The sequence below is a fragment of the Amycolatopsis aidingensis genome (assembly GCF_018885265.1).
Lineage (GTDB): Bacteria > Actinomycetota > Actinomycetes > Mycobacteriales > Pseudonocardiaceae > Amycolatopsis > Amycolatopsis aidingensis.
This window is the reverse complement of the sequence record NZ_CP076538.1, coordinates 5,600,556-5,618,922: the sequence shown is the minus strand read 5'-3', so window position 1 is coordinate 5,618,922 and position 18,367 is coordinate 5,600,556. Positions and strand designations below refer to the sequence as shown.

At 71.9% G+C, this 18,367-nt stretch carries 18 protein-coding genes; 13 read left to right on the top strand and 5 right to left on the bottom strand.

Going from position 1 to position 18,367, the window contains the following annotated elements; translation table 11 throughout:
• Positions 1-38 precede the first annotated feature (38 nt).
• Together KOI47_RS25505 and KOI47_RS25500 are read left to right on the top strand one after the other, a co-directional pair.
• Positions 39-1,016 (top strand): GlxA family transcriptional regulator, encoded by a 978-nt coding sequence (locus KOI47_RS25505; protein ID WP_216217548.1) that lies wholly within the window; start codon positions 39-41, stop codon positions 1,014-1,016.
• Positions 1,017-1,178: 162 nt separating this feature from the next.
• Positions 1,179-1,865, top strand: a complete 687-nt coding sequence (locus KOI47_RS25500) for a DedA family protein (protein WP_216208414.1) — start codon at positions 1,179-1,181, stop codon at positions 1,863-1,865.
• Here KOI47_RS25500 and trpD read toward each other — a convergent pair.
• Both trpD and KOI47_RS25490 read right to left on the bottom strand, forming a co-directional pair.
• Positions 1,816-2,871 carry an anthranilate phosphoribosyltransferase gene (trpD, locus tag KOI47_RS25495; protein WP_216208411.1) on the bottom strand — a complete coding sequence of 352 codons (1,056 nt, stop codon included), beginning with the start codon at positions 2,869-2,871 and terminating at the stop codon, positions 1,816-1,818. The two genes, KOI47_RS25500 and trpD, sit on opposite strands and share 50 nt — an antisense overlap.
• Positions 2,872-2,883: 12 nt before the next feature.
• Positions 2,884-3,294: a response regulator transcription factor gene (locus tag KOI47_RS25490; protein WP_216208408.1), complete on the bottom strand. Its 411-nt coding sequence runs from the start codon at positions 3,292-3,294 to the stop codon at positions 2,884-2,886.
• A gap of 130 nt (positions 3,295-3,424) precedes the next feature.
• On the opposite strand from KOI47_RS25490, the gene ctaE reads away from it, so the two are divergent.
• The 4 genes from ctaE to qcrB are packed head-to-tail and all read left to right on the top strand — an operon-like array spanning position 3,425 to position 7,754.
• On the top strand, positions 3,425-4,054 hold the full coding sequence (gene ctaE, locus KOI47_RS25485; RefSeq protein ID WP_216208404.1) for an aa3-type cytochrome oxidase subunit III: 630 nt from the start codon (positions 3,425-3,427) through the stop codon (positions 4,052-4,054).
• A gap of 59 nt (positions 4,055-4,113) precedes the next feature.
• A complete protein-coding gene (gene qcrC / locus KOI47_RS25480; protein ID WP_216208401.1) occupies positions 4,114-4,938 on the top strand; it encodes a cytochrome bc1 complex diheme cytochrome c subunit in 825 nt (274 codons plus the stop codon).
• Positions 4,939-4,941: 3 nt separating this feature from the next.
• Positions 4,942-6,084 (top strand): cytochrome bc1 complex Rieske iron-sulfur subunit, encoded by a 1,143-nt coding sequence (gene qcrA, locus KOI47_RS25475; RefSeq protein WP_216208398.1) that lies wholly within the window; start codon positions 4,942-4,944, stop codon positions 6,082-6,084.
• On the top strand, positions 6,081-7,754 hold the full coding sequence (gene qcrB / locus KOI47_RS25470) for a cytochrome bc1 complex cytochrome b subunit (RefSeq protein WP_216208395.1): 1,674 nt from the start codon (positions 6,081-6,083) through the stop codon (positions 7,752-7,754). Before qcrA ends, qcrB begins: the two co-directional genes overlap by 4 nt.
• A 51-nt stretch (positions 7,755-7,805) precedes the next feature.
• On the opposite strand, the gene KOI47_RS25465 is transcribed toward qcrB, so the two are convergent.
• Both KOI47_RS25465 and KOI47_RS25460 read right to left on the bottom strand, forming a co-directional pair.
• Positions 7,806-8,090 carry an Lrp/AsnC family transcriptional regulator gene (locus KOI47_RS25465; RefSeq protein WP_216208391.1) on the bottom strand — a complete coding sequence of 95 codons (285 nt, stop codon included), beginning with the start codon at positions 8,088-8,090 and terminating at the stop codon, positions 7,806-7,808.
• Positions 8,091-8,153: 63 nt separating this feature from the next.
• Complete coding sequence (locus KOI47_RS25460; RefSeq protein WP_216208388.1) at positions 8,154-9,863, bottom strand: DEDD exonuclease domain-containing protein; 1,710 nt, start codon at positions 9,861-9,863, stop codon at positions 8,154-8,156.
• 84 nt (positions 9,864-9,947) lie between these two features.
• Here KOI47_RS25460 and KOI47_RS25455 point away from each other — a divergent pair, with 84 nt between their 5' ends.
• The 7 genes from KOI47_RS25455 (at position 9,948) to KOI47_RS25430 (ending at position 17,677) form a co-directional block, all read left to right on the top strand.
• Entirely contained in the window at positions 9,948-11,348 is a 1,401-nt protein-coding gene (locus KOI47_RS25455; protein ID WP_216208384.1) for an NYN domain-containing protein, read from the top strand.
• A 75-nt stretch (positions 11,349-11,423) separates the two neighbouring features.
• Positions 11,424-12,713 (top strand): C40 family peptidase, encoded by a 1,290-nt coding sequence (locus KOI47_RS25450; RefSeq protein WP_232376248.1) that lies wholly within the window; start codon positions 11,424-11,426, stop codon positions 12,711-12,713.
• Positions 12,631-13,212 (top strand): M15 family metallopeptidase, encoded by a 582-nt coding sequence (locus tag KOI47_RS35885; protein WP_232376247.1) that lies wholly within the window; start codon positions 12,631-12,633, stop codon positions 13,210-13,212. The genes KOI47_RS25450 and KOI47_RS35885 overlap by 83 nt, the downstream gene beginning before the upstream one ends.
• 166 nt (positions 13,213-13,378) lie before the next feature.
• Complete coding sequence (locus tag KOI47_RS25445) at positions 13,379-13,639, top strand: hypothetical protein (protein ID WP_216217769.1); 261 nt, start codon at positions 13,379-13,381, stop codon at positions 13,637-13,639.
• A 435-nt stretch (positions 13,640-14,074) separates the two neighbouring features.
• Positions 14,075-15,127: a C40 family peptidase gene (locus KOI47_RS25440; protein ID WP_216208381.1), complete on the top strand. Its 1,053-nt coding sequence runs from the start codon at positions 14,075-14,077 to the stop codon at positions 15,125-15,127.
• A 305-nt stretch (positions 15,128-15,432) separates the two neighbouring features.
• Complete coding sequence (locus tag KOI47_RS25435; protein ID WP_216208378.1) at positions 15,433-16,485, top strand: C40 family peptidase; 1,053 nt, start codon at positions 15,433-15,435, stop codon at positions 16,483-16,485.
• A 49-nt stretch (positions 16,486-16,534) separates the two neighbouring features.
• Positions 16,535-17,677, top strand: coding sequence for a glycosyltransferase family 4 protein (locus tag KOI47_RS25430; protein WP_216208375.1), 1,143 nt, complete (start codon positions 16,535-16,537; stop codon positions 17,675-17,677).
• Here the strand turns inward: KOI47_RS25430 and KOI47_RS25425 are convergent.
• Positions 17,657-18,301, bottom strand: coding sequence for a nucleoside/nucleotide kinase family protein (locus KOI47_RS25425; protein WP_216208372.1), 645 nt, complete (start codon positions 18,299-18,301; stop codon positions 17,657-17,659). The two genes, KOI47_RS25430 and KOI47_RS25425, sit on opposite strands and share 21 nt — an antisense overlap.
• Between the last annotated feature and the right edge of the window lie 66 nt (positions 18,302-18,367).

Sequence of the window (18,367 nt, the reverse complement as noted above, 5' to 3'; positions counted from 1 at the left end):
CTGACAACGGTCGCAAAACTTGTGACATGCTGGCCGGCATGCAGGTCAACCGGGTGGCCGTCGTGGTGGCCGACAGGGTGTCCCCGTTCGAGCTCGGTGTCGCTTGCGAGGTCTTCGGCACCGACCGCAGCGCCGACGGCATGGACGGCTGGGAGTTCGCGGTCTGCTCCCCCGGCGGCGAGCCGGTGCGCAGCTGGTCCGGTTTCGACCTCGGCGGGCTGGCCGGGCTGGACTTCGCCGACTCGGCCGACCTGCTGGTGGTGCCGACCTGCGAGCCACGCAGCGCGGAACCGCCGCGGCCGGTGCTGGAGGTGCTACGCGCGGCCGCCGACCGGGGCGCCTGGGTGGCCGGGTTCTGCGCCGGGGTGTTCTCGCTGGGCTACGCGGGCCTGCTGGACGGCAGGCGATGCACGGTGCACTGGGTCTACGAGCGTGAGTTCCGCGCCCGCTTCCCGGCAGCCGAGGTCGATCCCAGCGCGCTGTACGTGGACGACGGCGGGGTGCTGACCAGCGCCGGAACGGTGGCCGCCGTGGACCTGTGCCTGCACCTGGTGCGCAGGCTGCGCGGGGTGGCCGCGGCGAACGCGCTGGCCAGGCGGATGGTCGCCGCCCCGCACCGGGCCGGGGGCCAGGCGCAGTTCGTCGAGGCCCCGGTACCGGAGGGGTCCGCACCGGAGGACGCGATGATCGCCGAGGTGCTCGAGTGGATCGAGCGACGGCTGGACCAGCCGGTTTCCGTCGCCGAGCTGGCTCGCCGCTGCGGGCTGCGGGAACGCACCTTTCTGCGCCGGTTCACCGCGGCCACCGGGAGCACGCCGCACCGGTGGCTGACCGAGCGCAGGCTGGACCGGGCGCAGGCACTGCTGGAAGCGGGCACCCTTTCCGTCGAGGACATCGCGGTGGCATGCGGGTACGCCTCGGCCGCGGCGCTGCGGCACCAGTTCACCCGCTTGCGGGGCACCAGCCCCAGCGCGTACCGCCGCGCGTTCGCCCAGGTCACCCCGCTGACGGAATGAGCGCGCTGGCTGCCGCGTTGGACGGAAAAAGGGGGTTCCGGGGGCTAGCCCCAGGGTTATTCTGGGGGTGTTCCCTGATCCGCACAGCTCGTTGCAGGGGGCACAGTTGGTGAGGCAGCCCAGGCTGCCCGCTACTGCGCCACGAGTTGAATGGAGAAGGCCGTGTTCGAGGACCTGATGCCCGACCTGGGCGCGCTGCCGCCGCTGGCCGTGCTGGTGACGGTCTTCGTATTGGCCTTCCTCGAGACCAGTCTGTTGGTCGGCGTGTTTCTTCCCGGTGAAGTGCTGCTGGCCGGGTGCATCGGTGTGCTGCACGTGGCCTGGTCCCCGCTGGCCGGCCTGGTCGCCGCCGCCGGTTGCCTGGCAGGGCAGCTGGTCGGTTACCTGATCGGGCGCAGGGTCGGACCGGCACTCCAGCGCGGCTGGATCGGCCGCAAGACCGACCCGCGCCGGTGGGCGCAGGCCGAGCAGCTGGTGCGCAGCTCCGGCGGCTGGCTACTGGTCACCGCGCGGTTCGTGGCGGTGGCGCACACCCTGGCGCCCGCGCTGGCCGGGGTGCTGCGGATGCCACTGCGCCGGTTCACCTGGTTCGCCGCGCTGTCCTCGATGGTGTGGGCCGCGCTGTGGACCACGGTCGGCGCGGTGCTCGGGCAGGCAGGGCAGCTGCTCGATCAGGGACTGCTCACCACGGCGCTGGTGCTCGGTGGCATCGTGATCAGCACCGTGGTGGTGAGCAGGGTGCTGCGCAAACCCGCGGAGGACATCGAGACCGAGGAGAGCCAGGAGCCGACGGTGCCGCTCAGCCGTCCTGCCGAGCGAGCTCGGCTGACCGCTCGGACCACCGTGTAAGCAGGCTCGCGGCGGCGCCGGAGTCGATCGCCTCCGCGGCCCTGCGCATGCCCGCGGCCAGGTTCTCGGTCAGCGACCCGGAAAGCCCGGCGTATGCCGCCAGCCCGCCTGCGGCGTTGACCAGCACGGCGTCCCGCACCGGCCCCGGCTTGCCTGCCACCAGCTCCCGGATGACCTCGGCGTTGGCCTCGGCGTCCCCGCCGCGCAGGTCCTCGGCCCGCGCCTGCGGGATGTCCAGCTCGGCCGGATCGACCGTCTCGGCACGCACCGCACCACCGCTGACCACCCATACCGAGGTCGTGGTCGTGGTGGTGATCTCGTCCAGGCCGTCGTCCCCGCGCACCACCAGCACCGAGGCACCGCGGCGGGCGAAGACCTCCGCCAGCACCCTGGTCTTGTCCGGATAGGCACAGCCGATCATGCCCGCACTCGGCTGCGCCGGGTTGGTCAGCGGCCCGAGCAGGTTGAACGTGGTCGGCACGCCCAGCTCCCGGCGCGGGGTGCCGGTGTGCCGGAAGGCCGGGTGGAAGGTCGGCGCGAAGCAGAACCCGATGCCGAGCTCGGCCACGCACCGGGCCACTCCCGCCGGGTGCAGGTCGAAGGCGATCCCCAGTGCCTCCAGCACATCGGCGGCCCCGGAGCGGGACGAGGCGGACCGGTTGCCGTGCTTCACCACCGGCGCGCCTGCCGCGGCCGTGACCAGCGCCGCCATGGTGGAGATGTTCACCGAGCCGGACCGGTCCCCGCCGGTGCCGACGATGTCCACCGCGCGGCCCGCCACCTCGAGCCGCCGGGCGTGCCCGACCATGGCCTCGGCCATCCCGGCGATCTCGGCCGGGGTCTCGCCCTTGGCCCGCAGCGCCACGGCGAAGCCCGCGATCTGTGCGGGGGTGGCCTCGCCGGACATGATCTGGTCCATCGCCCAGCGGGTGTCCTCCGCCGAGAGATCGGCGGCCCCGATCAGCCGGGTGAGCAGGTCCGGCCAGGTATGCGTGGAGGGATCCATGGGGCTGCCAGCCTAGCCGCGCACGGCGGGGACGCGCCCCGAGCGCAGCACCTCGGCCACGGTCTCGGCGGCGGTCAGCGGGTCCAGCGGGTGCACCAGCACCGCGTCGGCCTTGGACCAGGTGGCCAGCCAGCGGTCGTCCTTGCGCCGCGCGGTGACCACGATCGGGGGGCATTCGGCGATCTCGTGCTTGAGCTGGCGGGTGAGGCCGATCCCGCCGGTCGGCTGCGCCTCACCGTCCAGGATCGCCAGGTCGAGGCCGCCCTCGTCCATCTCGGTCAGCACCTCGGCCACCCCGGCCGCTTCCACGTAGTCGACCCGCCCGATATCGGACGCCGGCCTGCGCCCGATCGCGTTGATGATCGACTCGCGTACTTCCGGCCGGTGGCTGAAGACCAGGATTCGCAGCGGCTGCTCGGCCATAACGACGTGCCTCCGGGCTCGTGTGGTGGGCGTTGGAGGAGATGCTATCGGTCCGGGGCAGTGGTGTGACCGACTCCTCCACGACTCACCGTAGGACCCGACCGGCGGTGGCTGGTTGTGAGAAGACATAATGCGGGACGTGACGACGGCAGCTCCCACCATCAGCCAGCGTGTGCACTCGCTGAACCGGCCGAACATGGTCAGTGTCGGCACGATCGTGTGGCTCTCCAGCGAACTGATGTTCTTCGCTGGGCTGTTCGCGATGTTCTTCACGGTCAAGGCCCAGAACGACACCGGCCACTGGCCGCCGATCCTGGAATCCACCGGCGAGCCGATCCACCTGAACATCCCGTACGCGATCCCGTTCACGATCATCCTCGTGGCCTCGTCGTTCACCTGCCAGCTCGGCGTGTTCGCCGCCGAGAAGGGGGACGTGTACGGGCTGCGCCGCTGGTACCTGATCACCCTGCTGATGGGCACGATCTTCGTGCTCGGCCAGGGCTACGAGTACATCAACCTCGTCGCGGAGGGCGTGACGATCCCCTCCGGCGCCTTCGGCACCGTGTTCTACCTCGCCACGGGCTTCCACGGGCTGCACGTGATCGGCGGTCTCGTGGCCTTCGTCTACCTGCTCCTCCGCACCAGGATGAGCAAGTTCACGCCGGCGCAGGCGACCTCGGCCATCGTGGTCTCCTACTACTGGCACTTCGTCGACATCGTCTGGATCGGGCTGTTCGCGGTGATCTACTTCATTCCCTGATCCGCGGTAGGAGCCAGACCCCCGTATCGGCCGAACTGACAGCAAGGGTTGCCGCAGAGATGACCACCAGCAAGAAACCCGCTTCCCCACCGGCGCGGCGCGGGCGCCGCACGAAGTTCCAGCGGCGGGTCGCCGGGCTGCTCGCGCTCGGGCTCGCGTTGCTCAGCGCGGGTGCGTTGTACGCCGTGTTCGCCCCGGAGCCGCAGACCGCGCAGGCCCAGGCCGACCCGGCGCTGCTGCGCAAGGGCGAGGAGATCTACAACAACACCTGCATCACCTGTCACGGCTCGAACCTCGGCGGGGTCGAGGACCGCGGGCCGAGCCTGATCGGGGTCGGCGAGGCCGCGGTGTACTTCCAGACCTCCACCGGCCGGATGCCGATGGTGCGCCAGGAGGCGCAGGCCAAGCGCAAGCCGCCGAAGCTCACCCCGGAGGAGATCGACGCGCTGAGCGCCTACATCGAGGCGAACGGCGGCGGCCCGGAGCGGCCCGCCGAGAGTGGCGCGGCGCTGCGCGGGGACAACCCGGCGCGCGGCGGTGAGCTGTTCCGGCTCAACTGCGCGTCCTGTCACAACTTCACCGGTCAGGGCGGTGCCCTCTCGGCTGGCAAGTTCGCCCCCGAGCTGGCCCCGGCCACCGAGGAACAGATTTACACCGCGATGCTCACCGGCCCGCAGAACATGCCGAAGTTCTCCGACCGGCAGCTCACGCCCGAGGAGAAGGAAGACATCATCGCCTACGTCAAGTCGGTGGCCGAGGGCGGCCAGGACGTCGGTGGCAACGGGCTCGGCGGGTTCGGGCCGGGTACCGAGGGTGTGATCGCCTGGGTGGTGGGCATCGCCGCGCTGGTCGGCGTGACCATGTGGATTGGATCGAGGGCATAGCAGATGAGCAGCGGCAACGAGCCGAAACCTCCCACCGAGGAGGAACTGGCCGAGATGGACCGCGACCAGCTGGTCAGGCTCGGCGGCAAGCTGGACGGCGTCGAGATCGTCGACTACCCGGACCCCTGGCCGGTACCGGGAACCAGGGCGGAGAAGCGTGCCGAGCGGCAGGTCGCGATGTGGTTCGCCCTCGCCGTGCTGGCCGGGCTCGCCTTCCTCGGCGGGCTGATCTGGTGGCCGTCGGAGTACGTCCCGCCCTCGGAGCCTGGGCACCTGATGTACAGCCTGTACACCCCGGTGCTCGGGGTGACGCTCGGAGTCGGGGTGCTTGCGGTCGCGGTCGGCGTGATCCTGTACGTGAAGAAGTTCATCCCGCACGAGCTGACCGTGCAGGAACGCAGCGACAACATGGGCGAGGGTTCGCCCGAGGTGGACCGGCAGACCATCCTCGCGCACCTTGCCGACGCCGGTAACCGCAGCACCATCGCGCGCCGGTCGGCGATCAAGCGCACCGCCGGTCTCGGTGCGGGGGTGCTCGGGCTCGGTGCGGTGGCGCTTCCGGTGGCCTCCTTGATCAAGAGCCCCTGGGCCAACAGCGAGACCAAGGAATCGCTGTGGCACACCGGGTGGAAGAAGCAGCACCCTGGCGAGGTCGTCTACCTGCGCCGGTACACCGGCGACCCGGAGGAGATCTCCCTGGTCCGGCCGGAGGACCTGGACGCGGGCGCGATCGAGACGGTGTACCCGTTCCGCGAGTCCGAGCGGGGTGACCACGAGGCGCTGATCCACGCGCTGAAGCGGTCGGACAACCCGGTCATGCTCATCCGCCTGCGGCCGGCCGACGCCGAGCGCGTGGTCAAGCGCAAGGGCCAGGAGGACTTCAACTACGGCGACTACTACGCCTACACCAAGATCTGCAGTCACGTCGGCTGCCCGACCTCGCTGTACGAGCAGCGGACCAACCGGATCCTGTGCCCGTGCCACCAGTCGCAGTTCGACGCGCTGCAGTACGCCAAGCCCGTGTTCGGCCCGGCCACCAGGGCGCTCGCCCAGTTGCCCATCGAGGTCAACGAAGAGGGATACTTCGTGGCACGGCACGACTTCATCGAGGCGATCGGCCCGGGGTTCTGGGAGCGTAAGTCATGAGTTCACTCACCACGCCGACGAAGGGCTCCAGCGCCGTCGAGCGGCATGCGGGGGCGGCGGCCGACAACGCCGACCGGCGCTACCACCTGGCCAAGGGCCTGCGGCACCAGATGAACAAGGTGTTCCCGACCCACTGGTCCTTCCTGCTGGGCGAGATCGCGCTCTACAGCTTCATCATCGTGATCCTGTCCGGGGTCTACCTCACCCTGTTCTTCGACCCCTCGATGGAGGAGGTCATCTACAACGGCTCGTTCACGAACCTCCAGGGCATCCCGATGTCCAGGGCGTTCGAGAGCACGCTGGACATCTCCTTCGAGGTCCGCGGCGGGCTGTTCGTGCGGCAGGTGCACCACTGGGGCGCGCTGATCTTCGTGGCCGCCATGTTCGTGCACATGTTCCGGATCTTCTTCACCGGCGCCTTCCGGCGCCCGCGTGAGGCGAACTGGGTGATCGGCGCGTTGCTGCTGATCCTGGGCATGTTCGAGGGCTTCTTCGGCTACTCGCTGCCGGACGACCTGCTTTCCGGCACCGGTGTCCGGGCCACCATGTCCGGCATCGTGCTGTCCGTGCCGGTGATGGGCACCTGGGTCCACTGGGCGCTGTTCGGCGGGGAGTTCCCCGGAACCGAGATCATCCCGCGGCTGTACGCCCTGCACATCCTGATCATTCCGGGCATCATGCTCGGCCTGGTCGCGGTGCACCTCGCGCTGGTCTGGTACCAGAAACACACCCAGTTCCCCGGCGTGCGGCGCAAGGAGACCAACGTGGTCGGCGTGCGCATCATGCCGTACTTCGCGCTGAAGGCAGGCGCCTTCTTCGCGATCGTCACCGGGGTGATCGCGCTGATGTCCGGGGTGTTCCAGATCAACCCGGTATGGAACCTCGGGCCGTACAACCCGTCACAGGTGTCCGCGGGTGTCTGGCCGGACTGGTATCTGGCCTGGGCGGACGGCATCCTCCGGATCTGGCCTGCCTGGGAGCTCTATCTCGGCGACTACACGGTGCCGCCGGTGTTCTTCGCCGGCGCGGTCGGGATGCCGATTCTGTTCGGCCTGCTGATCGGGTATCCATGGATCGAACGCAAGCTGTCCAAGGACACCGCGCACCACAACCTGTTGCAGCGGCCGCGGGACGTCCCGGTGCGGACCAGCCTCGGCGTGATGGGCATCGCGGTCTATGCGGTACTCGAGGCGTCGGGCTTCAACGACCTGATCGCGTTCACCTTCGACATCTCGCTGAACGCGATGACCTGGATCGGCCGGATCGGGCTGCTGCTGTTGCCGCCACTGGCGTACTACGTGACCTACCGGATCTGCCTCGGCCTGCAACGGGCCGACCGGGAGGTGCTGGAGCACGGGGTGGAGACCGGCATCATCAAGCGGCTGCCGCACGGTGAGTTCATCGAGGTGCACCAGCCGCTCGGCCCGGTGGACGAGCACGGCCACCCGGTCCCGCTGGAGTACCAGGGTTCACCGGTGCCGAAGCGGATGAACAAGCTCGGCTCCGCTGGCGAAGCGGTCCCCGGTGGCTGGCTGACCCCGGACCCGCCGGAGGAGACCGCGGCACTGGAACGGGCGCGGGCCGAGCAGCACGCGCACGGCAACGGCGAGCTCGAGGCCACCGCGGACGACGAACAGATTCCGGCCGGGCGCAAGACCCCGGAGCACTGACCAGCGATACCGGGCGGGTGTGTCCAGCTGGGCACACCCGCCCGGTTCGGGTCAGTCGCCGTCGGCGCCGATGGAGAAGGCCGCCTCGGTGTCCGCGCTGGAGTAGGACCGGAAGGCGATATGGGTGTCGGTGTCCAGCACGCCGGGCACCTTGCCGATCCTGGCCGGAATCAGGTCCGCGAGCCCCTCGTGCGTGCCGACCCTGACGATCGCCACCAGGTCCACATCGCCCGCGCAGGAGTACACCTCGCTCACGCCCTCGATGTCCGCGATCGCCTGCGCGGTCTCCGGAATGCTGTCCGCCTTGGCGTGGATCATCACGATCGCGGTGATCAAGGTTCCTCCTGGGTGTGGGTGGCCTGCGCTGATCTGCCGCCGATCGTAGCGAGCCGGACCCGTTCACACCGGGGTGCGCCCGCTCTCGGCGCGCGCCAGCCAGTCCTGCCAGCCCGCGGCACCGCGCACCGGTTCCGCCCAGGGCCGCGCCGTGCGCACCAGGCGCACCCCTGGCCGGGCCAGCCAGCGCAGCAGGATTCCGACCTCCTCACCGGCGCTGCCGTGCAGTGGTCCAGGGCCGGGTAGCACCGTCTCCGCCCCGGCCACCAGCGCCTCGACCACCGGCATCGGCGGCACGCCCCGCCGCGCGACCCCGGCCGAGGCCAGCCTGCCGTAGCGGATCACCACCAGTTCCCAGCCGCCGCTTCCATCCGGTCCGGCCGCTACCAGCTCCGGGATCGCGGCCAGCGCGGCCATCCGGTGCCCGCGCCGCACGGCGCGCACCAGCGCGGCGAGCTCGTCCCGCCGCCGTGCCGCCTGCTCGAAGTGCTGCGCCCCGGCCAGCGCCTCCAGCCTGCCGTGCGCCGCCCACAGCGGCGCGTTGTCCCTGCCCGCGATCAGGTCACTCACCGCGTGCACCCCGGTGGCGTACTCCGGCACGCTCTGCCTGCCCGCGCAGGGTGCGCCGCACCGGCCCAGCTCGGCCAGCACGCAGGGGGTGCCCGCCTGGGCCCTGGCCGGGATGCGCTGGGTGCAGGTGCGCAGGCCCGCCGCGTCGGCCAGGGTGTTCGCGGCCGCGGCGGCGGTGGACTGGGAGCGGAACGGCCCGAGCGCCCCGTCCCTGGCCAGCCGGACCACCGACAGCCGGGGGAAGGCCTCCTCGGTGAGCACGATCCACCAGGCCTTGTGCGGGTTCTTCGACCTGCGGTTGTAGGCGGGGCGGTGCGCCGCGAGCAGCCGCAGCTCCCTGATCTCGGCCTCCAGCGAGTGCGCGCACTCGATCCCGTCCACCCGTTGCGCCAGCGCGACCATCTCGCGGATCCGGCCGCGGCTCTCCGAGCCGGTGAAGTACTGCCGCACCCTGCGCCGCAGGTCGCGTGCGGTGCCGACGTAGAGCACCTCCTCGTTCGGGCCGCGGAACAGGTACACCCCCGGCCGGGACGGCAGGTGCGCGGCCAGCCCGCGTTTGCGCCGCTGGGCCGGGGTGACCTCCGGCAGGTAGTCCAGCAGCTCCTCGAGTGAGTGCACGCCCACCGAGCCGACCCGCTCCAGCAGCCCGTGCAGCACGTCCACGGTGGCCCTGGCATCGTCCAGCGCGCGGTGGGTCGGGTTGGTCCGCGCGCCGAGCAGGGCGGCGAGCGCGCCGAGCCGGTAGCTCGGGGTGTCCTCCCTGGTCAGCAGGCGCCGGGCGAGCCGGAGCGTGCACACCACCGCGGCCCGGGGCCAGTGGTGGCCGTGGGCGCGGCAGGCCGCCCGCATGAACCCGGTGTCGAATCCCGCGTTGTGCGCGACCAGCACGGCGCCGGAGATGAACTCCAGGAAGGCAGGCAGCACCCGCTCGATCGGCGGGGCCGCGCGCACCATGGCCGTGGTGATCCCGGTCAGCTCGACGATCTCCGGTGGCACCGCGGTGCCCGGGTCGACCAGCGTGCCGAACTCGCCGAGCACCTCACCACCACGTACCTTCACCGCGCCCACCTCGGTGATCCCGTCCGGGCCGGGGCTGGTCCCCGTGGTCTCCAGGTCGAAGACGACGAAGGTGGTGTCCCGCAACGGGGTGCCGAGCTCGTCGAAGGTCAGCTGCGCGTGGTCGAGACGGCGGCCCACATCCATAGCGCGCACCCTAGGGACGGGCACCGACAATCACGGTCCCCTTACGGTCAGCGTAGATCAACCTTGGGGGACTACCCTGGATGAATGCAGCCGTCGGCGTACCCCGACCAGCCCGAGGATGTCTCGCCGGACACCTCGGGTGGTGCGGCGCGCCCGGAACCGGTCGAGGCGGTCGGGTCGTCCGGGGACGCGAGCTCCGCCGAGCCCGTCGACTGGCTGTCCCTTCCGGAGCCGGTCCGGGACCGGATCGCCGAGCTCGCCGCCGCCGCGCTGGGCAAGCTGCCGACCGTGGACGTGCCGCGCCAGCTGCGGCCGGTCGCCCGGTTCGCCCCGGCCAAACGCGCCAAGCTTGGCGGCGGCCCGCTGCTGGCCGCGCTGCGCGAGTCCCCCCGGTTCCGTACCGCCGTGCTGGAGTGGCTGCGCGAGCACCGGCAGGACGCGCTGGACCCGAACGCGGAGGACTCGGTGGCCGGTGCCGCCGCGGCGACCCTGCTCGGCGAGGCGAGCGCGTCCACCCGGGTGCGGCTGGTGGCCAAGAACGCCGAGGAGACCACCCTGCGCGCCGAGCGGGACGCCGCGCTCGCGCGGGTGCAGCGGCTGGAGGCCGAGCTCGAGCAGGTACGTGGTGAGCTCGAGGAGGCCCGTGGCGCCGCCGAGCGGGCACGGGGCGAGCGGGAGGCCGAGCTGGACAAGCTGCGCGGTCGGCTGCGTGAGCAGGGGGTCGTGCTGCGGCAGGCCAAGGACGCCGCCGAGGAGGCCCGGGCCGAGGCACGCCAGGTGGGTGGCGAGCGGGACGAGGAGGTCGCCGCGCTGACCGCGCAGCTGGAGCGGGAACGGCAGCGGGTTGCCACCGAGCGGGCGCGGGCGGACAAGGCCGTTGCCGAGGCCGATGTGGCGCGGCAGTCGGCACGGGAGGCGCGGCAGGCCGACGAGGTGCGGCTGGCGTTGCTGGTCAACACCCTGGACGGCGCGGTGGCCGGATTGCGCCAGGAGCTGTCCCTCAGCGAGGATGGCAAGCGGCCCGCGGACACGGTCCGCGGCGCGAGTGCCGGACCGGGCAGCGGGCGGGTGCGGGACCCGGCCGGGCTGGATCGCCTGCTCGCCCTGCCGAGCGTGCACCTGATCGTGGACGGCTACAACGTCACCAAGACCGGTTACCCCGAGCTGGCGCTTGCCGACCAGCGGGAGCGGCTGATCCACCAGCTTGCCGCGCTGGCCGCGCGCACCGGGGCCGAGATCACCGTGGTGTTCGACGGCGCGGGCGTGGTGTCCGTGCCCGCCACCGCGCAGCGCGGGGTGCGGGTGCTGTTCTCCGATCCCGGTGTGCAGGCCGATGACGTGATCCGAAACCTGGTCGGCGCCGAACCCGGTGGCCGCCCGGTGATCGTGGCCACCTCCGACCGTGCGGTCGCCGACTCGGTACACCGCACCGGAGCACACCCCGTCCCCTCCCCGGTCCTGCTCACCCGCCTCGGCCGCACCTGACCTACTGCGGAGGCGGGCGTGACCTGCGGCTCGGTCGGGCGTTGAGGTAGGTAGTACTCGGGTGTGGAGGTGTGGATGCGGGCCGTCTCCGCTGTGCTGGGGGCCGCGCTGGTGACGTCGATGCTGGTGGTGCCGGGCGCGGGCGCGCAACCGCCACCGGCCGATCCGGGGGATATCCGGGTCGAGGCCGGGGTGGCCCCTGGCGCCGGGGTACCGGATCCCCGCCCCGGCGCGGCCTTCGCCGATCCCGAGGTCGCCAAGCTGCAGCGGGCCGCGTCCGAGGTGCAGCGCGAGCTCGGCGGCCTGGCTGGCCAGGTCCGGCAGGCGCAGCAGGGGGTGAACGCGGCCACCGCCCGGCTGCAGCGGGCGCGGGCCGAACGTGCGGCGGCGGACGCGGCCGTCGCGGCGCAGCGGCGCGAGGTCGACCGGTTCGCCCGCTCGGTGTTCACCGCCCTTGGCAGGCCGGACGAGCTGCGGGTGGTGCTGTCCGCGGAGAACCCGCAGGACCTGCTGGACGGCACGGCGATGATCAACCACCTGCGCACCGAGCAGGACCGCAGGCTCGGCGCGGCACTGGAGCGGCAGCGCACCGCGATCGCGGCCGAAGCCGAGGCGGCCGGTGCCGAACGGGCGGCCTCGGCCCGCAAGACGGAACTGGAGCAGCACACCGCCGACGCGCGCAACCGTTCCGATGCGATCTCCGCCGAACTGCGGGCGCCGATCGACGCCGCCAACGCCGCGGTCATCGCCCAGCAGCGGGCGCAGCAGCGGCGCAACACCGAGACCGCGGCGAACTGGAAGGCCTACCTCGACCGGCTGGAGGCGGCCGGGATCACGCCGCCACCGGCGACGGCCCTGCGCGACCCCGCGCGGCTGCCGGCCGGTCTCGACCCGGTGCCAGGTGCGGACGGCCGGCCGCAGGCCGGGCTGGCCCGCAAGAGCGTGCGGGGCGAGCGGGTACTGGTGCTGCCGAAGGAGACCATCGTCGCGGTCACGGCCGCGGTGGACGCCCTCGGCAAGCCGTACGTGCCGCACGAGGGCGGAAGCGGTCCGCAGGCGTACTCCTGCGACGGCCTGGTGCACTCGGTGTTCACCGGCGCCGGGCTGGAACTGCCCGGTTCCGCGCGAGCGCAGTTCGCCACGGTGCGTCCGGTTCCCTCCGCCGACGCGCAGCCGGGCGACCTGGTGTTCCTCGGGCCCGCGAAGTACGGGGTGCAGTCTGGGCGTGGTACTCGACCAGCGGACCATGCTGGCCGCCGATGCCCGGCTGTCCAGTGTGGTGGTGACCGACCGGCCCACAGGGGACAGCGTGCTCGGCTTCGCCCGCCCCGCCCTCGGCCGGACCGAGCCGCGGCCCGCCCCTGAGCGGGCCGCGGGGGAGCTGACCTGGCGCTGTGGCGGGGTGGAGCTGCCGCCCCGGCAGGGCGGCGGTGCCCCCCGGGCCGCGGGCCCGTGGGGCGGGTTCCCGAACGGCCTGATCCCCGGCACGGCCCTGTGCCCGATCGGCATCGGAGCCCATGTACTGCGCTGCGACGCGGCCCAGGCCTTCCGGGCGATGTCCAAGGCCTTCGCGGGCGCGTTCGGGCGCCCGCTGTGCGTCACCGACTCCTACCGCACCTTCACCGCACAGGTGGACCTGTACCGGCGCAAGCCGTCACTGGCAGCCGTGCCGGGAACCAGCAACCACGGCTGGGGCCTCGCCACCGACCTGTGCGGCGGGGCGCAGTCCTTCGGCACGCCGGAGCACCGCTGGCTCGCCACCAACGCCCCGGCATTCGGCTGGGTGCACCCGCCGTGGGCGCGCGCAGGCGGCGGCCGGGAGGAGCCATGGCACTGGGAGTTCGCGGGCCGCCAAGCGCCCTGAACGTGGCGTTCGCGACGTCAGATGGCCCAATAGTGCCGTTCGCGACGTTGAACGTCCGGAAAGCCACGTTCAGGCGTGTACCGGCAAGCACGGAGCGAAAATGTCGGTGCCCCTTCTTACTGTGCGTCCATCAGGTCAATACGGCTCGTCAGAGGTGAGGAGCACCATGGACGACACCATGATCATCGACTGTGACCGGTGCGAGGTGCGGGGTGACGCCTGCTCCGACTGCGTGGTCAGTGTCCTGCTCGGGGCCCCGCCCGCGATCGAGTGGGACGACGAGGAGCAGCGCGCGGTGGATGCCCTCGCCGAGGCCGGGATGGTGCCCCGGCTGCGGCTGGTCACCACCGAGGAGACCCCGGCCACCACTGTCCCCGGCCCCGCGCGCCGGGAGGTTCGGCCGCAGCGAGACCGTCGCGCCGGGTAGTCGTCACCCGGCCGTGCGCCGAAAGGTCCATGCGATCAGGTGAACGGTCGTGGGACTTCTGTTACGGCGGTCACAGTATGCGCTTAATCGCTGGTCCAATGGTGGTTCGGCGCATCGCAGACATGAAACGGGGTCGCGTTGGTGGACGTGAGCACCACTGTTTCGTAACCTGTCCGAGATCTCGCGGTTGGCAGGCCGTCGCAAACAGGGGACGGCGACGCGGGATTGCCGCCGAGACAGCTTGTCGGGGAGCTGTGCCGGCCGTCGCGAACCACAGGCGCGGTGACCCAGTTGCGGTACCGGTCGGCCTGACGCGGCGGGACATGCCGTAGCCGGCAGGGGTGTTGTGTCCGCCCCGCCGGTGCGAAGAGGGCCCCCGACCTCTTCGGTGCGGTGCCGGTCAGGCGGCCGAGCAGCAAAGGAGACACGCGCGACGTGCAGTCGCATCCAGTGAAGCGAGTGGTGTCAGGAGCGCTGGCAGCCTCCGCCGTGATCGCGGCGGTGAGTTTCGTCCAGGCGCCGGCCACCGCAACCCCGGTCCCCGCTCCCCAGAATCCCCCGATCAGCCAGTCCGACGCCCTCGAGCAGTACCGTGAGCTCGCCGCGAAGGCGGAGAAGCTCAACGAGGACTACCTGAAGGCGAAGGACGACCTCGCGGCAAGGCAGGCCGAGCTGGACAAGGCCAATGGCGACCTGACGGCAGCCGAGCAGGCCAAGTCCGCGGCCGCGGCCGACGAAGAGACCTACCGCACCGAGGTGGACAAGTTCGCCGGCGCGTCCTTCACAAGCGGTTCCCAGATGAACAAGCTGTCCGCGCTGCTCACCGGCGACTCCACGCGTGACTTCCTGGACCGCTCCGCGGCGCTGGACGTGCTCGCGGCCGACCGCAACGCGGCGCTGAAGAACCTCTCCGCCGCGGTGCAGCAGGCCGGAGCCGCCGAGCGCAAGGCGGCCGAGGCGCAGGCCAGGGCGAAGAAGGCCAAGGAAGAGGCGGAGAAGCTGGCCGCCGACATCAAGACGCGCAAGGAGGCGCTCGACAAGAAGGTCCAGGAGCTCAAAGAGCAGGCGGGCCTGCTCAGTGCCTCCGACCGGGCGGCGCAGCAGGACACCGGCGGTGCCGCCCCCAACGTCAAGGCGCCCGGCCCGGCGGCGCAGACCGCGGTGGACGCCGCGCTCAGCAAGCGTGGCAGCGCCTATGTGTGGGGGGCCGAGGGCCCCTCGACCTTCGACTGCTCCGGCCTCACCTCCTGGGCCTACCAGCAGGCCGGGATCAGCATCCCCCGGTCGAGCCGGGCGCAGTCCGCCTTCGGCACCCCGGTGAGCAGGAGCCAGCTGCAGCCGGGCGACCTGGTGTTCTTCTACTCGCCGGTCTCGCACGTCGGCATCTACCTCGGCAACGGCAAGATGGTGCACGCCCCGACCTCGGGTGACGTCGTGAAGGTCTCGCCGCTGCAGGACAACTACAACTCAGCGCGCCGGGTCGCCTGAGTTCCGTACCGATAGTTCCGTACCGATACGGCCGTGGTGGCGCCGGGTGAACCCCGGTGCCACCACGGCCGTGTGCGTATTACGCCGAATGGGCGAGGGGGAACCGTTCGTCGCAGGATGATGCACTTCCGTCTACCCAGTGTGGACCTGCTGCCGGTCGGTCCATAACCTGACCGAGGTCTCGCGGGCGACGGCCGTCACAGCCAGCAGGCGGCGACGCGGGACCGCCGCCGGAACACACCGGGCCACGGCTTGTCGGGGAGCCGGTCCCGGGGCGGCCGAGCAGCAAAGGAGAGACCCGCGACGTGCAGTCGCATCCAGTCAAGCGCGTGGTGTCCGGGGCGCTCGCGGCGACCGCCGTCATCGCGGCCGTGAGCTTCGTCCACGCACCGGCCACCGCAGAACCGACCCCCGTTCCCCAGACCCCGCCGAGTGACACCTCCGAGGCACTCGCCGAGTACCGGAAGCTGGCCGAGAAGGCGGCGAAACTCAACGAGGACTACCTCAACGCGAAGGAAGACCTCAAGGCCAAGAAGGCCGAACTGGAGAAGGCCAACGCCGACCTCGCTGCCGCCGAGCAGGCTGGCACCCAGGCCGCCTCGGCCGAGGAGAGCTACCGCACCGAAGTGGACAAGTTCGCCGGTGCCTCCTTCACCAGCGGCGCCGGGATGAACAAGCTGTCCGCGTTGCTGACCGGTGAGTCCACACAGGACTTCCTGCAGCGGGCGGCGGCGCTGGAGGTGCTTGCTTCCGACCGCAACGAGGCGCTGCGGAAGCTCTCCGGTGTCGTCGACAAGGCCGGCAGGGCCCGGCAGCAGGCGGCACAGGCGCAGGCACGCGCGCAGGCGGCCAAGGAGGAGGCCGCCAAGCTGGCGAACGACCTGCGCACTCGCAAGGACGAGCTGGACGCGAAGGTCGAGGAGCTGAAGGAGGCCGCGGGCCTGCTCAGCGCCGCCGACCGGGCCGTCCAGCGGGACACCGGCGGGCCGATCCCCAACGTCAAGGCGCCCGGCCCGGCGGCGCAGACCGCGGTGGACGCCGCGCTCGGCAAGATCGGCAGCGCCTACCGGCTCGGCGCCGAGGGGCCGTCCACCTTCGACTGCTCCGGGCTGACCTCCTGGGCCTACGGGCAGGCCGGGATCGGCATCCCGCGGACGGCGCGCACCCAGCAGACCTTCGGAACCCCGATTGCCCGCAGCCAGCTCCAGCCGGGTGACCTGGTGTTCTACGGCAGCCCCGCGTACCACGTCGGGATGTACATCGGGGGCGGCAAGATGGTGCACTCCCCGCAGCCGGGGGATGTCGTGAAGATCGCTCCGTTGCAGAGCAACTACGCCGGGGCACGCCGGGTCGCATGAGTGGTTGCCGGGGCCACCCCGAGGTTGTGGTCCCGGTAGCCTCGCCCTCGTGCTACGGACGTTGCTGGTGACCAACGACTTCCCGCCCCGGCCGGGCGGGATCCAGAACTACCTGAACTCGTTGGCCACCAGGCTGCCCGCCGACCGGCTCGTGGTGTACGCCCCGTCCTGGGAGGGGGCCGCCGAGTTCGACGCGCGGGCACCGTTCGAGGTGGTGCGGCACCCGACCTCGCTGATGCTGCCCACCCCGGACGTGCTGCGCCGGGCGCGGCAGTTGCTCTCCGCCCGGGACTGCTCGGCCGTCTGGTTCGGCGCCGCCGCCCCGCTCGCCCTGCTCGGGTCGGCGCTGCGCGACAGCGGCGCGGAGAAGGTGATCGCCTGCACGCACGGGCACGAGGTCGGCTGGTCCATGCTGCCCGGCGCGCGGCAGGCGCTGCGCCGGATCGGGGACACCGCCGATGTGGTGACCTACGTGAGCGACTACACGCGTACCCGGTTCGCCGCCGCCTTCGGCCCGATGGCGGGCCTGGAGCACCTGCCGTCCGGGGTGGACCCGGCGGTGTTCCACCCGGACCCCGGCGCGCGCGAGGAGATCCGGGGCAGGCACGGCCTCGGTGACCGGCCGACCGTGGTCTGCGTGTCCCGGCTCGTGCCCCGCAAGGGGCAGGACATGCTGGTGCGCGCGCTGCCCGAGCTGCGCAGGCGGGTGCCGGACACGGCGTTGCTGCTGGTGGGCGGCGGCCCCTACCGCAAACAGCTCACCAGGATGGCGGCCGAGCTCGGCATCGCCGAGCACGTACTGCTGACCGGATCGGTGCCCTGGGAGGAGCTGCCCGCGCACTACGCCGCGGGCGATGTGTTCGCCATGCCGGCCCGTACCCGCGGTAAGGGCCTGGACGTGGAAGGACTCGGCATCGTGTACCTGGAGGCCTCGGCGACCGGCCTCCCGGTGGTGGCCGGTCGCTCCGGGGGCGCGCCGGAGACCGTGCTGGACGAGGTGACGGGGCACGTCGTGGACGGCAGGGAACTGGCACAGCTCACCGATACCCTCGCGGCCCTGCTGGCGGACCCGACCAGGGCGGCCCGGATGGGCGCCGCCGGCCGCGAGTGGGTGCGCAAGCACTGGCGCTGGGATGTGCTGGCCGACCGCCTGGCGGGCATGCTCGGTACCTCACCCCACCCCGTCGCCTGACATGAGGATGGCGGGGTGGCTCGGGCGGTCGACGCGCAGCACGACGTCCGCGATCTCGGCGGGCGCCACCTCCTGCTCGTAGCGGGTGTAGGCCGGCAGTGCCCATGCCGACCGCTCGGGAATCCGCCGCCGCAGCGCGGTGGGGGAGAGCCACAGGTGCACCGCCAGCTCGACCGGAAGGCCGCGGCCGAGCAGCAGTTCCCCGTCCAGCAGCAGCACACCGCCCGGCGGCAGGTGGGTGCGCGGCAGGCGCAGCGCCCGGTCGGCTACCGGATCCCACAGCGCGGGCAGCACCATGCCGTTCCCGCCGGGCCCGAGCGGATCGAGCACCTCGCGGCGCAGCGCGCCGGTGTCCAGCCAGTCCTCGTAGCGGGCATCCGGATCCCGCCGACCGCGTTCCAGCCGCACCGAGGCCGGCCGCAGGAAGTCGTGCGCGGACACCCGCAGCGCGGGCCTTCCGTGCACCCGCAGCCTGTCGACCAGGCCGTCCGCCAGCGTGGCCGGATCGGTGGCGCCCTCGGCCCCGTCGAAGACGATCCTGGTCCAGCCGCCACCGTCCCGTGCCAGGACTCGCTCGGTGAGCTCGTCGGCGAGCCGGTCGAAGGTGATCGGGCGGTACCGCATGGCTCCGATCCTGGGACATCGGGACGACGATTGCTCCGGTAGGTGGACTTTCCGCCGCACCGGGCA